This is a genomic window from Velazquezella soli, from assembly GCF_977018685.1.
In genome coordinates, this window is record NZ_CDRNXF010000004.1 from 3,220,472 (window position 1) to 3,236,339 (window position 15,868).

The following is a 15,868-nucleotide window of genomic DNA, read 5'->3' on the forward strand; positions in this document are numbered from 1 at the left end:
CCGCGAAGAGCAAGGAAGTGCCCTCCGGCGGGAGGCGCCTATAAAGACAGCAATTGCACAAGGCAAGGGCTGCAACTGCATGCTTTCACTATCGCCGCAGACGTCTAGCGGCGATGTTTAACAATTTCGAAACGAAAAGAGAGGCGATTTCAGAGTATTGACCGCCACTGACCGTGTATTCCTGCCCGGGAGACCGTCCAAACTCGAATAGGTTCTATTCGAAAACGATGGCAGGCGCCTTGCGCAGCGGCTTGCCCTTAATCTCTGCCCAGGCCTTGGATGCGATCTCCCGATAAACGGCGGCGGATGCACTGTCCGGGTCGGAAACGACGACCGGCGTGCCCGCGTCGGAGCGTTCGCGGATGTCCATCGTCAAAGGGATTTCGCCGAGGAAGGGAACGCCGATGCGCTCGGCTTCCGACTTTGCGCCACCATGGCCGAAGATGTCGTAGCGGGTGCCCGTATCGGGAGCGAGGAAGTAGCTCATGTTCTCGATGATGCCGAGGATGGGTATCTCGACCTTGCCGAACATGGCGATGGCCTTGCGGGCGTCGATCAGGGCGAGATCCTGCGGCGTCGAGACGATCACGGCACCGGCGAGCGGCACCTGCTGGGCGAGCGTGAGTTGCACGTCGCCGGTTCCAGGCGGCATGTCGATCACGAGAATATCGAGCTCGCCCCAGCCGACTTCGCGCAGCATCTGCAGCAGTGCCGACTGGATCATCGGGCCGCGCCAGATCATCGCGGTGCCCTCCTCGACCAGGAAGCCGATCGACATCGCCTTCAGACCATAGTTCTGCATCGGGGCGATCTTCCGGTCTTCAAGCTGCTGCGGCTTGCCGGAGATGTTGAGGAGACGCGGGATGGACGGGCCGTAGATGTCAGCATCGAGAATGCCGACCTTGAGACCGTTGGCCTGGAAACCCAGCGCCAGATTGACTGCTGTCGTCGACTTGCCGACGCCGCCCTTGCCGGACGCCACCGCGATGATGGCACCCACGCCCGGAACGCCGGCTTTCGGTGCGGGCTGTCTCGGCCCGGGTGTGGCGGGGGGGTGCGGATGCGCGTGACCGGCGGCAGGCGCTTGCAGCTTTGGCGGAGGTGCCGTCTTGGCAGGTGCCGTTCCAGCTCTGCGATCGGCCGTCAGCGTAACCAGCGCGCCGTTGACGCCCTGCATCGCGGCGACCGTCCGTTCGGCGGCCATGCGCAGCGGCTCGAGTTCGGTTGCGCGATCGGCCGGCACCGTAATCGAGAAATAGACCTTCTTGTCGGAGATAAAGACGTCGGAGACCATTCCGCGAGAGACGATATCACCCTCGAGGTCGGGTCCGCGAATCTTCGCGAGAACCGCCAGAACCTGTTCCTTGGTGACGTCCGACATTGCCTGCTCCTGATAGCGATCTCGACACAAACTGCCCGCGCCGGATCCAAGGCTTATATAGGAAGTGTCACCGGTCTCGAGCAAGACGCTTCGTTGAAACGCCCCACGTCAGAAAAAAGAAAGCCGCTACCCGGATGGCAGCCAGACGGCGCCCCGGATAGCGGCTTGTTTTTATCGCGCCTCTTGGGACGCTTTCAGCCCCCTCTGGACCTGCCTGTAAACAAGCACGAACCATGCCAGACCGTAATGCGGATGTTTACGTAGTCGAAACAGGGTGTTAGGGACACGCAACTGGAGAGCGTTGGGAATTTGCCCAGTGAACGATCAATTGACCGCGTAGAAAACAGAGGCGTTGATCAAATAATGATCGCCGGCATCGTTACTTGATGATTCCGGATCTCAACGCCTTGGCAACCGCCTGGGTGCGGTTGACGGTATCGAGCTTGCGGGCCGTGCGGTTGAGATAATGGTTTACGGTGTGCTCGGAGAGTCCAAGGATTTCGGCAATTTCCGCGCTGGTCTTACCCGCAGCCGTCCAGTTCAGGCAATCGACTTCGCGTTCGGTCAGGACATCGTTGGTCTTGACGTCGAGGCTGCGGATCTGCGCCAGCTGTTCATAGACGTGAACCGAGAGATAATGCAGTTCCATCATCTGCTGCTGGTCAAATGTCTTGCCCGTACCGCCGAAGCAAACGGCGCCGCGATTGCCGAGCCGGTCATGGACGGGGAAACAGGCGCCGCGCTGGATGCCGAACCCGGAAAAGATCTGCGTGACCTCGTCGCTCGAATTGATCACGCCGCGATCGCTCGAGAGATCGAAGACGAAGGGCGTCGTGAACTTGCGCAGATGTGCAAGGCCGGAGCTGGTCTGCATCAGACCGCTTTTGTCGAACTGCGACATCAGCTCTGCCGGCCAATTGGTAACGACGGTATTTTCGGACAGTTCGCGCGACGTGATCGACGGAAGGTTGAGAACCATGAAGGTGCGACAGTTATAATACTGCGTCACTCGCTTCAGGAACCGGATGACATCAAACTGGGTCTGCAGGGTGGCGATTTCGGCGACACTGCCGTCGAGAAAGGACATCTCTTCGGCTTTTTCGGTCTTAGACATGTACTGCTTCTTGCTCCGACCAGACCTTACGCACGCAAACGTCACCACGTGATGGTGATAGGTTCTCGCATTTGCGAATCTTGTCGCATGGTTTCAGGAATTTGTCAGGGAAAATCTGATGACGCGGCTAGCCATCGCGGCGGTTCGCGTTAATTCTGCAACGAACAGAAGCTTCTGCGGAGGATGCCCGTGACCACAGCCGATTTTGTCTCTCACCCGTTCCAGGGTAGCGTATTGTCCTCGACGCCTTGTGAACTTGGCGAAGGAGCCAGCTTCGATGCGGACACCGGGACGATCTGGTGGTTCAGCATTCTCGAAAAGCAGCTTCGCTCGCTCGACATCAACACCGGCAAAGAATCTGTGCAGATCCTCCCCATAATGGGGAGCGTTCTCGTCCCGATCGACGCCGAGCGGCAGCTGATCGCCTCCGATCAAGGGCTCTTCATACGGGATCGCGCCACCGGCGAACTGACCCTGCACTGCGACCTCGAGAAGGACAAGCCGGACAACCGCTCCAACGACGGCCGGCTGCACCCTTCCGGTGCGCTGTGGATCGGCACGATGGGGCGCACCGCTGCGGAAGGCGCGGGTGCGATCTATCATGTCGTGGGCGGCAAGGTCACGACGCTGTTTGACAAAATGAGCATTCCGAATGCGATCTGCTTTTCGCCTGACGGAAGCATCGGCTATTATGTCGACACGCGCATCAACCACCTCATGCGTGTCGACCTTGATCCATTGACCGGACTCCCGACGTCAAAACCCACCCTCTTCATCGATGGCAGCGGCAGCCCCGGTGGAATGGATGGCGCGATCTGCGATCAGGACGGCACGATCTGGAACGCCCGCTGGAGTGAAGGTGCGGTCGACCACTATGGTCTGGACGGCGTCCTTCTCGCGCGTTTCGAAGTGCCCGCCAAGAGAACGACCTGCCCTGTCGTGATCGGAAATGGGCGCTTGGCTGTCACATCAGCCTGGGAGGGAATGGACCAGGACGCCCGAACCTCCGATCCGCTGGCGGGAGCGTTGTTCGAACTCGCCGTTCCAGTCACGCTTGGTCAGGAACCCCGATACTCGGCCTGACTTTAAGGATCTATATTCTCGCTGATAAAGCCCCAAACCCGCCAAGTGCTGAAACGTTCCGCAGTCTCTGCCTAATAAAACGGCATGGAAATGCGGAACCAAACCGGCGTTTCGGCCATTTCCCTACCGAAGCCAAGCAGAACGAACGCGTCCTTCTTGGTCGAGACGGCCCTTCAATCCGAGAAGCCGTCCTTCACGACGAATTAGATGGAAAAGGTAGGAACACGATGAAAAAGACTCTCAGCACGATCGCCGCAGCAGCCGTTCTCATGGCGTCCACCACACTTGCGCCGGCTTTTGCCCAGACGGCACAGCCTGCTCCGGCGACACCGGCAGCACCTTCGGCACCGGCCGATACCACGACAACGACCCCGGCTGCACCAGCAGGTGGCATGGCTACCACTGCAGACGGCAATTACCTGACAGAACAGGCGACCACCCAGGTCAGCGCCAACGATTATATCGGCAAGTCGATCTACAATTCGGCTAACGAAAGCATCGGTGACGTCAACGACCTCCTGTTTGAAGAAAACGGCGGACTCGTTGCAGCAGTTGTCGGCGTCGGCGGCTTCCTCGGCATCGGCGAAAAGGATGTAGCCCTTCCGATCAGCAAGCTGACGCTCACCCGCGACGCACAGAACAACAACGAAGTGCGTCTTTCGACCACCGAAACGGCCGAAGCGCTGAAGTCTGCTCCAGAGTTCAAGACACTGGACGACAAGCAGGCAGCATCCGACACATCGACCACGTCGTCCACGATGAACCCGGCTCCGGGCACTCCGGCAGCACCGGCTGAAAATGGCGCCACAACGCCGTCGACGGCTCCTAAGAACTAATTTTAGGGACCTGGAACGGGCTACACGCCACGTGACAGACGATTGAATGGAAGAGGCGGCATTGATAATGCCGCCTTTTTCGTGCGCGGTTTACAGAAGCGAGCAGTATCGCAGTGCATCGTAGATCGCTGCATGGACATTGCGGCTTGCCACAGCGTCGCCGATCCTCACGAGATCGAAAGCCGCGCCGGGGTTCTTCGGCAGCAGCGGCGCTCTTCTGTTGATCAGCATCGCGTAGTCCACGGCGCCAAGATTGCGCGAGAGCGGCTTCAACTCGAAATAGAGATCCGCGTTCGCGGCCGTGCCGTGCTCGACCACGACCTGTGCGACACGCCTTTCCTCGACCACATCCTTTGCGTAATCGGATCCGAGGCTTGCCACCAATGCATTGCCGTCACGCCGCACCGACTTCAACCGCGTGTTGATCGTCACGCGGACACCCTTCTCGGCAAAAATCCGTGCGTAGGGGACATGGTTCATGCCCCCCATCTCAGGTGCGAAGAAGCGTTCGGGGGAGACAAGCTCGAGATCCGCGCCTGATGTGGCGATGACTTCGGCGGCACTCATACCCGGATGGCCGCCATTGTCATCGAACAGCAGAACCGGGCCTGCGGGTTTGGCAGATCCGGCGAGAATATCCCAGCTGGAGGTCAGAAGCTCTTCGCCCGCCTCAAGTTGCGGCGATTGCGGTATGCCGCCGGTCGCGACGACGACGAGATCTGGCTCGAGTTCGAGGACATCGTCGGCGCCGGCAAACACGTCGTAGCAAATCTCGACACCCAACCGCTCAAGCTCCGCCAGCCGCCAGTCGATGATGCCGATCATCTCGCGGCGGCGCGGATTGCGAACCAGAAGATTGATCTGGCCACCCGCCTCCCCCGTTGCCTCAAGCACGGTGACGGAATGGCCGCGCTCTGCCAGCACGCGGGCCGCCTCGAGCCCGGCAGGACCGGCACCGATCACGACGGCCCTTCGGACAGCTGCCGCCTTTTCGACCACATGCGGCAGCAAGGCTTCGCGCCCCGTCGCCGCATTGTGGATACAGAGAGCCTCTCCTCCCTCGTAGATGCGATCCAGACAGTAGGTCGCACCGACGCAGGGGCGAATGGTCGCCTCCTTGCCACTTGCTACCTTGTTCGCGATATGCGGATCGGCAATGTGGGCACGGGTCATGCCGACCATGTCGAGCTTGCCTTCGGCGACCGCATGCCGGGCCGTTGCAACATCGGCGATTCGGGCTGCATGAAAGACCGGGAATTTCGTCGCCTTCCTGACATCGCCGACAAAGTCGAGATGCGGCGAGGATCGCATGCCCTGGATCGGGATAACCTCGTTCAGATCCGCATCGTGATCGATATGACCGCGGATGACGTTCAGGAAGTCGATGCCACCCGACGCCACCAGCCGGCGGGAGATCTCGATCCCCTCTTCGCGGGAAAACCCCTTGTCCCAGTTCTCGTCGGCAACCAGGCGGATGCCGACGATGAAATCCGGACCGACGGATTTTCGCACTGCATCGATCACCATGGTCGAAAACCGCATGCGGTTTTCGAGCGATCCGCCGAACGCGTCGTCGCGGTGGTTGGTGGCGGGCGACCAGAACTGGTCGATCAGGTGGCCGTAGGCTTCGATCTCGATACCGTCGAGACCCGCCGCCTGCATGCGGCTGGCGGCATCGGCATAGTCTGCGACGATGCGCTCGATATCCCAGTCCTCGATTTCCTTGGGAAAGGCGCGGTGGGCGGGTTCGCGAATGGGAGATGGCGCCAGCACAGGAAGCCAGGCGCCCTTGTTCCATCCGGTCCGGCGACCGAGATGGGTGAGCTGGATCATCACCGCCGTGCCGTATTCATGACAGTCATCGGTGAGCTTCTTCAGCCACGGCACGATATCGTCGCGATAGGCGTGCAGGTTGCCGAATGCGGGTGGACTGTCCTGCGAGACGATCGCGGAACCGGCGGTCATGGTGAGCGCGATGCCGCCCTTTGCCTTTTCGAGATGGTAGAGCCTGTAACGATCCTTCGGCATGCCGTCTTCGGAATAGGCCGGTTCGTGAGCCGTCGACATGAAGCGGTTCTTGAGGGTGAGATGCTTCAGCTGAAACGGCTGCAGAAGGGGATCGTTTGAAACGGACATGGTGATCTCGCAATGCGGCTTGCAAAACCACATCATCGCGCAGCGGACAGCCCCGTGCGAGCATCAGACGCGGCGCGGACTGTCCACTCCGCGCCCTCTCCTCAACGGTGGTGGAGGCGGAAGATCAGTCCCGTTCGGGGGTCATGAAGTCGCGGTGATGGGTGCTCAGATACCGCAGCGTCGAGGCCGTATCGGCGGGTCTGCCGTGGTAATAGCCCTGCCCCATGGCACAGCCCAGCGATTGCAGCATTTCCGCTTCTTCCGGCTGCTCGATGCCCTCGGCGACCACTTCCAGTTCCAGACCGTCGCACATGGCGATGATCGCCCTGACGATGTGTCCAGAGGCACGGTCCGAGGTGATGCGGGAGACGAAGGCGCGATCGATCTTGACCTTGTCGAAGGTGAAGTCGCGCAGACGTCCGAGACTGGACTGACCGGTGCCGAAATCATCGAGCGAGATGCGTGCGCCTGCCTTGCGAAGATCCGTGATGATGCGCTCTGCCGTATCGGCCGAGGTCATCACAGCAGTCTCGGTGATCTCGAATTCCAGCCGATGCGGATCGAGCCCGACGCGGGCGAGCGTCGAAAGGATGCTTTCCGTGGTGGTTGGATCCATCAGCTGAGCGGAGGAGAGATTGAAGGACAGGAACAGATCCCGCGGCCAGGACAGTGCTGCCTCGGCCGCCTTGCGCAGCAGGGTTTCCGACAGCGCATCGATGAAACCGCGCTCTTCGGCAAGCGGTACGAAGACGGCGGGCGATACGAAACCGAGATCCTTGTCGTTCCATCTCGCGAGTGCCTCGAACCCGACGACAGATCCATCGTCGAGCCGCACGATCGGCTGGAAATGGACATCCACGGCATCGCTGATGATTGCATGGCGCAGCGCCTGTTCAAGCTGCGTCGCGCGCATCATCTCCTGCGCGATTTCCTGGGAATAGACCGTAATCTGGCCGCGACCGCGGCGTTTGGACCGGTAAAGCGCGGTTTCGGCGCTCTTCAGCAGTTCCTCGAAATGCTCGCCGGCGAAGGGGTAGATGGCAAAGCCGAAGGACGCCGAGAGACGCACATTGCGATCCCCCAGATCATAGGGTGCGGAAAGAACATCCCGGATCATCTGGCCGATCCGTTCGGCGCCGGTGCGCTCGAAGACGAGCGGCAGCACGAAGGCAAACTCGTCGCCGTCGTGACGGGTGACCGTTGCGCCATCCGGAATGCAGGCCTTGAGGCGATGCGCGACCTGGCAGAGGATCTCGTCGCCTGCTTCCATGCCGAACAGGTCGTTGATCGGCTTGAAACCATCGAGATTGGCAATGCAAACAGTAAACGGGGCGGGATCGGCTGCACGCTCTGCGGCGAGAAGGTGAACCTTGTCGCGCATACGGTGTCGGTTTCCAAGACCCGTAAGCGGGTCGCTATAAGCCTTGGCCTGCAGCTCATGCTGACGGAGCTGCGGCAACGGGTTTTCCGCCAACGTCATAAGTTTATCCGCTTGCACCACATTTGATAGGCGACGATGCGGGACAAAGCTTAACATTTCATAGCGGAACCGTAGCGTTTCGGGATAGCCGTCCGCGCTTCCGATCCATGCTCAAGACAGCATCTGCTGCGAACCGGCAACGACGAGAAATTTCGCGAACAGGGTTTCCAGCACATCGGGACTGATCGGCTTCAGGATCACGTCGTCCATTCCCGATGCAAAGCATTCCTCGCGGTCGCGGTCGAATGCCTGGGCGAGGACGCCGACGATCGGTGTCGACGCCTGCCCTTCTTCCTCGAGCGTGCGGATCGCCCGCGCTGCCTCGAAGCCGTTCAGGGTCGGCAGAGTGACATCCATCAGCACCAGCGAAGGACGAAGCTCGTGCCACATCCTGACCACCTCTTCTCCATCGACCGCAATCGCATAGCGGTACCCGAGGCTTTCGAGGATCTGCGAGAACACGATCTGGTTCACCTCGTTATCTTCAGCAACAAGGATATCGACGCAGGGCTGAGGGTCATCGGGCAGGATCTGCCAGTTGTCTTCTTCGTCCTGTTCGACAGGTCCACGCAACTTGGTCAGTTCGCGGCTGAGGGTGGGAACGAGATGCTCTTCGAGAGCCGCAGCATCGAAGGCCACGACCTGTTTGTCGTAATTTGAGCCGATGGCGCGGCAGGCGGATGCCAGATCGCGATCCGCGACGATGAGATCGACCCTGACCGCGGCGTTGGACACGAGTTCGAGGCAAAGCGCCAGTTCGTGTTCATCAACGACCGAGGATGCCTCGACCTGAAAATCCGCAAGGATCGCCTTCGCGGTTCCGGTGAAAAGCGGGTCGCTTGAAACGATCAGGATCTGGCTTCCGGCGATATCGGGATCCGCGCCCTGCAAAGCGTCCCGCATCTTGCTCTTGCGATGCAGCTTGGCGGAAAACAGATTGGGGTCGTCGAACAGGCGGATAAAGCCACGCCCGTCCTCTTCCACCTCCACCATCCGGGAAATGTCCTGCATGGCGGTGACGAGATAGTACCGGCCCGGCTTGCCGATCCGGTACTTGTTGGCGACGATCACCATCTGCGAGCCATCCGGCCGCGTCAGACGCTCCGGCAGCTGGATCTCTTCGCCGTCTTCCACCACCCGGCGGTTGATACCGTCGAGCCGCTGGGCCAAGGCCGGAGCATGGATGTCGGTCCCCGTGCAGCCGAGCAGCGCTTCGGCGGGGAGATCGTGAAAGCGGCAGGCAGCCTTGTTGACGGCGACGAAGGCGAGATTGGTGTCCTTGACCATGACCGGGAACGGCAGGTTGTCGAGGATATCCTCGGTCAACTGCACACGCTCCATGTCGGCGCGCCACTGCTCTTCGCGCTTGCGCTGTTCGGAAACGTCCCGGAGGATGCAGACGCCGTAGCCTGACGGCAGGCGCCGTTTGGCAAGACTGATCCAGCGATCGGCACCACGGCGCATCAGCGCCTCGTGCCGCTCCTTCCAGAGCGTGGCAATATTGTCGGAAATCCAGTCGTCGCGGCTGAGCAATCGTTTTGTGCCGCCGGTCTCGGACATGAACCGTCCGCCGCCGTCATAGATGGCACCAAGGAGATCGCGCAGCCGTGTACCGGGTGCAAGGACGCTGTCAGGAATGCCGAGAAGGATGGTCAGTTGTTGACCGGCAAAGATCAACAGGTCGTTCTTGTCGTAGACGACAAGGCCGCCTGAGTGCCCACCCGAGATCGCCTCGGAAATCACTTCCATCATCGCAGTCTGAATGTCCGCGTCCGCCGACGCCAAATCATTCATGTGACAAAACCCCCTGTGTGTTCACAGACTCGGCCAATCGCCGGCACCATGCGGTGCAATCCGTCTCAATTAATCAAGTCGGGTAAGACACATGCTGGCTTCAAGTCCTCGAACAAAGGGCCGATCCTCGTGTACGGGTGCCCAGCCGGCCCATACATCGGTTCCTCTGCGGAGAGCTGGCGCTCTCCCGGGTTCATCCTGTTCAACTCAGATTGAATATCGGTTTTCGGTTAAGGCCGAATTAAGATAGGCTTGCTGCAGGGCTTGCAGGGGACAAACCATCCGGCAGCCTTTCCTTCCCGCCGGAAATCCTTGAAAATAGCGCCATGTTCATCAAGCAGCTTTCCGAAACGCTCATCAACCAGATCGCTGCCGGCGAGGTCATCGAGCGACCCGCGAGCGCTGTCAAAGAACTGGTCGAAAACGCCATCGATGCGGGTGCGACGCGCATCGAGATCGCCACGGCGGGCGGCGGCAAGTCTCTTCTGCGCGTCACGGACAATGGATCGGGCATGGAGCCCGCCGATCTCGACCTCGCGATCCGCCGCCACTGCACCTCGAAGATCGCGACGACGCTCGACGATATCAGAACGCTCGGCTTTCGCGGCGAGGCACTGCCGTCGATCGGGTCGGTCGCGAAACTCACGATCACCAGCCGGCGCCAAGGGAGCGACAGCGGCTCGCAGGTGTCGGTGACCGGCGGCAAGACGACCGCGGCGCGGCCGGCACCGGCCAATCCCGGCACGGTGGTGGAAGTTCGCGACATCTTCTTTGCAACGCCGGCACGCCTGAAATTCCTGAAGACCGAACGGGCGGAAGCCGGTGCGATCACCGAAATCGTCAAGCGCATGGCGATCGCTTTTCCGCATGTGCGTTTCGTTCTGTCGGGCTCCGACCGCACCACGCTGGACCTGCCGGCGACCGGCGAGGACCATCTGGCGCGCATGGCGCAGGTTCTCGGGGCCGAGTTTCGCGACAATGCGATCGAGATCGACGCGATGCGCGAGGATGTGGGCCTCACAGGCTTTGTCGGGCTGCCGACATTCCACCGGGGCAATTCCGGACATCAATACGCTTTCGTCAACGGACGGCCGGTGCAGGACAAGCTCATCCTGTCGGCCATCCGCGGTGCCTATGCGGAGCGGATGCCGTCCGGTCGCTATCCGGTGGCGGTGCTGTCGATCACGCTCGATCCGGCGCTGGTGGATGTCAACGTGCACCCGGCCAAAGCAGACGTCCGGTTTCGCGATCCGGGGCTGGTGCGCGGGTTGATCGTCGGCGCCATCCGCGAGGCGTTGCACCGCGAGGGCGACCGGGCGAACACGACCGGCGCATCCGGCATGATGCAGGCGTTCCGCCCTGGATTCTCGGCAGGGTTTTCGGCTTCGCCCGCCTATCGGTCTCCGACGCCCGCTCCCTGGAGCCCGGCGGCCTCTCCGTCGCGGCCGCTGCAGGCACCGTTCGGCTTCGGGGAACGGGCGCAACAGGATTTCGACGGTTTGACCATGCCGGCGGCCCGCACGGACGATGCCATATCTGAAACGGTGCACGTTTCGGAAGACAGGCAGCGCCACCGGCTCGGTGCGGCGCGTGCGCAGGTGCACGAGAACTATATCGTCGCCCAGACGGAAAACGGCCTTGTCATCGTCGACCAGCATGCAGCCCATGAGAGGCTGGTCTACGAGGCGCTGCGTCAGGCTTTGAACGACAAGCGACTGGCGTCGCAGGTTCTGCTCATTCCGGAGATCGTCGATCTGCCGGAAGAGGATTGCGACCGGCTGATGCTGCATGCGGAGGAACTCGACCGGCTGGGGCTGGCGGTCGAGCGGTTCGGTCCCGGCGCGGTTGCGGTGCGCGAAACGCCGGCGATGCTGGGCGAAGTGGATGCATCCTCGTTGATCCGCGATCTCGCCGACGAAGTGGCCGAATGGGGCACGGCCGGTGCCCTGCGCGGCAAGCTGGAATATGTCGCGGCCACCATGGCCTGCCACGGCTCGGTGCGCTCAGGGCGCCGGCTTCGGCCCGACGAGATGAATGCGCTTTTGCGCCAGATGGAGGCAACGCCCGGTTCCGGCACCTGCAACCACGGCCGCCCGACCTATATCGAACTCAAGCTGTCCGACATCGAACGCCTGTTCGGGCGGACTTGAAGGCGCGCCAGACGCGGTGTAGGGAATGACGGCATAACGCGCGAGCAATCCGATGTTTTTTCGCAGGAGACGCAGACAGATGAACCGGTTCGAAGGCGGCAGCTTCCGCGAGGCGAAAATCCGGTACCTGGATGGCGACTACCAGATCGTCAGCAGCGGGTCGTACGTGATCTGCGCGATGACGGGAGCACAGATCCCGGTCGACGAGCTCAAATACTGGAGCGTGGCGCGGCAGGAAGCCTATGCCGATTGCGCGTCCTCGCTGGAAGCCGACAAGCGCGCCGGCATACTGCCGAACCAGAGCCGGGCTTAAGCACAATCAACCGACGCGCGTTTGCGCCCTGATCAGGGTTTCACGCCGTTCTTCAAGCGACGCTCCCGAAACCTTGCGAAAGCCGCATCGATGATCTGGCCGGGCGCCTTCGGATTGTCGAAGATCATCTCCACGCCCACCACCTGTACCCGGTTGAGCAATTTTTCGGCGGGACCGTGATGACCGACGAGACGCACCGCGTCCTTTGCCGTCGTCACGAGATGGAGACCGTTCCTGTCGGCATCCTCCAGCAGGCTTTCGATTTCATCCGCCGTGAAGAAATGATGATCCGGGAACGACCGGCGCTCTGAAATCAGCCCGCCGACGCTGTTGACGGTGCGGTAGAATTTCTCCGGATCGGCAATCCCGGTAAAGGCGAGAAGATTTGTGCCCGCCAGCGACTGGCCGGGGCTTGGATCGAGTGTCGCGACGTGGACCTGCTTGCCGGCGCGCGATGCCTGGCGCACGATCCTGTCGGCCGCGTCGCCGTTGCCGACCTTGAGGATGGCGGAGGCCTGACGCATCTGCTCGGCCAGCGGTGCCCGCACGGGACCGCCCGGCACGAGATGGCCGTTGCCGATGCCGCGGACGGAATCGATCACGACAAGCGCGAAATCGATCGAGAGACGGGCGCTCTGGAACCCGTCATCCATGATGATCAGGTCGGCGCCGTTTTGCGCCAGCATCCTCGCACCGTCCACGCGGCGGCGGGAAATGACGGTCATCGCTTCGCGCTCGAGAAGCAGCGCTTCGTCGCCGACGGCTTCGGCCCTGTGTTTGGAGCGATCGACCATTGTCGTGACGTCGAGCGATCCACCATAGCCGCGGGTGAGGAAGCCGGGGGTGAGACCCTTCGCCTTGGCGGCGCGGGCAAGCGTGATCGCCGTCGGTGTCTTGCCGGCACCGCCGACGGTGAAGTTTCCGACGCAAATGACCGGCAGCGGCGCCTGCGCCCGCTTCGACTTCGCCATGCGGCGACCGGACACGGCACCATAGACAAACGACACCGGCGACAGCGCCCAGACGCGCCAGTCGGCCTTCGTCCACCAGAATGGCGGTGCTTCGGAAACCACCGCTCAGCCCGCCGCAGCCGGTGCCGAGACCGGCAGGAGGGCGGCAAAGGCGGAGATATCGTCGAGGCAGAGATCGGCGGCAGTCGACAGCGTCTGGCGCGAACCGGTCCCGGTCAAAACCGCGACCTTGATGCCGGCGCCTGCCGCCTCGCCCATATGCATGTCGTGATTGTTGTCGCCGACCATCGCCACCTGCGCGGGGTCGAGACCGACGACTTCGCAGAATTTGAGGAACATGCCGGGTTTCGGCTTCACACCAAAACCGCTGTCATAGCCGCAGATGAAATCGACATGATCGATAAAGCCAAAACGGATCGCCGTCTGGCGGATGGCTTCCTCATTGTCGCTGGAGGCGATGCCGAGCTTCAGGCCGCGTGCCTTCAGCGCGCCGAAGAAGGCGGCGAGATCGGTGACCGGAACGGAATATTCGGCCGAGCGCACGAAGAGTGCATCGAGCTGACGGGTGAGATCTGCCACATCCATGGGGGCGCCTGCGGACACGAAACCTGCGGCGATCTCGGCGGCATTGCCGGCCGCAAGCAGGCTATCGGCACGGGTGTGGCCGGAGACGGGATCCATGCCGCCGGCTTGCAGGAGGCGCGTTTCCAGATCCGCATCGCCGCCCGACGCGATGCGGGCCGCTTCGCGGTTCACCGGTCCCCAGCTCGCATCATAGTGCAAAAGCGTGCCGTCCTTGTCGAACAGGATGCCGGCGATATGCGAGAAGTCCATATCCACCACGTCGCTTGTCGCCCCGGCCATCAGCGTGCAGCACCGGCGGCGGCTGTCTTCGGCTGAAGTCTGGCGCTGACGGTGAGCGGATTGACGTAAGGTTCGAGCGCCTTGACGGTCTTTGCCAGTGCACCGCGCATTTCGTCCATCGCGTCATGGCCGGCTTCGACCATCTTGCGGCGGGCAAGGTCGTTGATCATCAGGTAATGCACGGCCTTTGCTAGCATTTCGACATCGCGGACCATCCGGGCACCGCCCTTCTTGACGAGATGCTGGTAGGCATCGCGGAAATTGTCGATGTTCGGGCCGGACAGAACGGCAGATCCGAGCATGGCCGGCTCCAGCGGGTTCTGGCCGCCCTCGTTGGTCAACGACTTGCCGACGAAGGAGATTTCGGTCAGCCGCAGATAAAGACCCATTTCGCCGATGGAATCGCCGAGGAAAATATCGGTTTCCGGCGTGATCGTGTCGTTGCGCGAGCGGCGGGCGACGGTGAGCCCCTCCGCCTTCAGCATCTCCTCGATCGCATCTGCGCGATCCGGATGACGGGGCACGAGGATGGTCAACAGGTTGCTTTTCGGCTTCAGCGCCCGATGCACGGTGGCGGCGGCCTTTTCCTCGCCATCGAACGTGGAGATCGCAGCCCAGGTCTTGCGCTCGCCGATTTCGGCCTTGTAGCGGGCCAGAAGCTCCTCGTCGCATGGCGGCGGGTCGGTGTCGGTCTTGAGGTTGCCCGACACGATGACCGGCCAGGCGCCGAGATCACGGAAACGCTCGGCATCAAGATCGGACTGGGCCACCACGAGCGCCAGCTTTTCGAACAGCGCTTCGGCGATGGTATTATGATTGTGCCAGCGCGTGAACGAGCGATCGGAGAGGCGTGCATTGACGCGGATCTGCGGGATGCGACGCCGCGCCAGCTCGGCCACCGTCGTCGGCCAGATTTCGGACTCGGCCGTAATGCACGCATCCGGCTTCCAGTAGGAGACAAAGCGCTTGATGGAGAATTTCAGATCGAACGGCACATATTGATGAATGACTTCATCGCCGAGCCTGGCATCGACCAGTGCTGCGGATGTAACGGTCCCTGTCGTCAGCAGGACATGGATCTCGCGACGGCGAAGTTCGCGGATCAGCGGCATGATCGACATGGTTTCGCCGACGCTTGCGGCATGAACCCAGACCAGCGGTCCGCGCGGGCGCGGGAGGCTGGCATAGCCGAGCCTTTCGAGACGGCGCGAGGAATCTTCCTTGCCCTTCATCGACCGGTACGTGAGATACGGCCCGGCAAAAGGATAGAGCGCGATGCCGGCCAGGCGGTATCCCGCCAGGGCCATGCGAGCCATTCTGCCGCTCATCGCTTTCGCCCCTGCTCCATGATGGCCGTCGTCAATCCCTGTCGTCCTTCTGATGACTTATCAGTAGCCGAAATTCTGTGATTCACAAATGCGTCAAAAAGGGGTCCCGGACCAGATGTTCGAGACCTTGGCATTTCGTAACCTGGCAGATCAGGCTTGCTTCAGCGTTACTTCGCGCCCGGCTCGAGCAAGCGATGCATGTGAACGATGAAATAGCGCATCTGGGCGTTGTCGACCGTCTGTTGCGCCTTGCTGCGCCAGGCGGTCAGGGCCGATGCGTAGTCGGGATAGATGCCGACGATATCGAGCGCCGCAAGATCCTTGAACTGAACCTCTTCGAGGCTCGAAAGCTCGCCACCGAAAACCAGATGCAGAAGCTGTTTCTTGTCAGTCGTCGCAGTCATGTCCATCCTGTCCC

At 61.5% G+C, this 15,868-nt stretch carries 13 protein-coding genes; 4 read left to right on the forward strand and 9 right to left on the reverse strand.

All coding sequences use genetic code 11. The features are described 5' to 3' along the window. Window positions 1–214: 214 nt before the first annotated feature. A complete protein-coding gene (locus AC0JZ8_RS19290; RefSeq protein ID WP_471893220.1) occupies window positions 215–1,381 on the reverse strand; it encodes an Mrp/NBP35 family ATP-binding protein in 1,167 nt (388 codons plus the stop codon). A 379-nt stretch (window positions 1,382–1,760) separates the two neighbouring features. Beyond that, a complete protein-coding gene (locus AC0JZ8_RS19295) occupies window positions 1,761–2,495 on the reverse strand; it encodes a helix-turn-helix transcriptional regulator (protein ID WP_062453693.1) in 735 nt (244 codons plus the stop codon). Between the two features lie 189 nt (window positions 2,496–2,684). Here AC0JZ8_RS19295 and AC0JZ8_RS19300 point away from each other — a divergent pair, with 189 nt between their 5' ends. Both AC0JZ8_RS19300 and AC0JZ8_RS19305 read left to right on the forward strand, forming a co-directional pair. Beyond that, complete coding sequence (locus tag AC0JZ8_RS19300) at window positions 2,685–3,578, forward strand: SMP-30/gluconolactonase/LRE family protein (RefSeq protein WP_471893221.1); 894 nt, start codon at window positions 2,685–2,687, stop codon at window positions 3,576–3,578. Between the two features lie 227 nt (window positions 3,579–3,805). Further along, a complete protein-coding gene (locus AC0JZ8_RS19305) occupies window positions 3,806–4,414 on the forward strand; it encodes a PRC-barrel domain-containing protein (protein WP_062453695.1) in 609 nt (202 codons plus the stop codon). 90 nt (window positions 4,415–4,504) lie between these two features. On the opposite strand, the gene AC0JZ8_RS19310 is transcribed toward AC0JZ8_RS19305, so the two are convergent. The 3 genes from AC0JZ8_RS19310 to AC0JZ8_RS19320 form a co-directional block, all read right to left on the reverse strand. Continuing rightward, a complete protein-coding gene (locus AC0JZ8_RS19310; protein ID WP_471893222.1) occupies window positions 4,505–6,550 on the reverse strand; it encodes an oxidoreductase in 2,046 nt (681 codons plus the stop codon). Window positions 6,551–6,674: 124 nt separating this feature from the next. Next, on the reverse strand, window positions 6,675–8,030 hold the full coding sequence (locus AC0JZ8_RS19315; RefSeq protein WP_471893223.1) for a putative bifunctional diguanylate cyclase/phosphodiesterase: 1,356 nt from the start codon (window positions 8,028–8,030) through the stop codon (window positions 6,675–6,677). Window positions 8,031–8,141: 111 nt separating this feature from the next. Beyond that, entirely contained in the window at window positions 8,142–9,824 is a 1,683-nt protein-coding gene (locus AC0JZ8_RS19320; protein WP_062453698.1) for a response regulator, read from the reverse strand. Window positions 9,825–10,150: 326 nt separating this feature from the next. Here AC0JZ8_RS19320 and mutL point away from each other — a divergent pair, with 326 nt between their 5' ends. Both mutL and AC0JZ8_RS19330 read left to right on the forward strand, forming a co-directional pair. Further along, window positions 10,151–11,974, forward strand: a complete 1,824-nt coding sequence (gene mutL, locus AC0JZ8_RS19325; RefSeq protein WP_471893224.1) for a DNA mismatch repair endonuclease MutL — start codon at window positions 10,151–10,153, stop codon at window positions 11,972–11,974. 79 nt (window positions 11,975–12,053) lie between these two features. Beyond that, window positions 12,054–12,287 carry a DUF2093 domain-containing protein gene (locus AC0JZ8_RS19330; RefSeq protein WP_471893225.1) on the forward strand — a complete coding sequence of 78 codons (234 nt, stop codon included), beginning with the start codon at window positions 12,054–12,056 and terminating at the stop codon, window positions 12,285–12,287. 32 nt (window positions 12,288–12,319) lie between these two features. On the opposite strand, the gene lpxK is transcribed toward AC0JZ8_RS19330, so the two are convergent. The 4 genes from lpxK to AC0JZ8_RS19350 all read right to left on the reverse strand — a co-directional run bounded on the left by lpxK (window position 12,320) and on the right by AC0JZ8_RS19350 (window position 15,854). After that, on the reverse strand, window positions 12,320–13,360 hold the full coding sequence (lpxK, locus tag AC0JZ8_RS19335; protein ID WP_471893226.1) for a tetraacyldisaccharide 4'-kinase: 1,041 nt from the start codon (window positions 13,358–13,360) through the stop codon (window positions 12,320–12,322). A 3-nt stretch (window positions 13,361–13,363) separates the two neighbouring features. Further along, window positions 13,364–14,122, reverse strand: a complete 759-nt coding sequence (locus AC0JZ8_RS19340; RefSeq protein ID WP_430240948.1) for an HAD family hydrolase — start codon at window positions 14,120–14,122, stop codon at window positions 13,364–13,366. Then, window positions 14,122–15,450 carry a lipid IV(A) 3-deoxy-D-manno-octulosonic acid transferase gene (waaA, locus tag AC0JZ8_RS19345; protein ID WP_471893227.1) on the reverse strand — a complete coding sequence of 443 codons (1,329 nt, stop codon included), beginning with the start codon at window positions 15,448–15,450 and terminating at the stop codon, window positions 14,122–14,124. Before waaA ends, AC0JZ8_RS19340 begins: the two co-directional genes overlap by 1 nt. A gap of 167 nt (window positions 15,451–15,617) precedes the next feature. Further along, entirely contained in the window at window positions 15,618–15,854 is a 237-nt protein-coding gene (locus AC0JZ8_RS19350; protein WP_471893228.1) for a DUF4170 domain-containing protein, read from the reverse strand. Window positions 15,855–15,868: the final 14 nt, after the last annotated feature.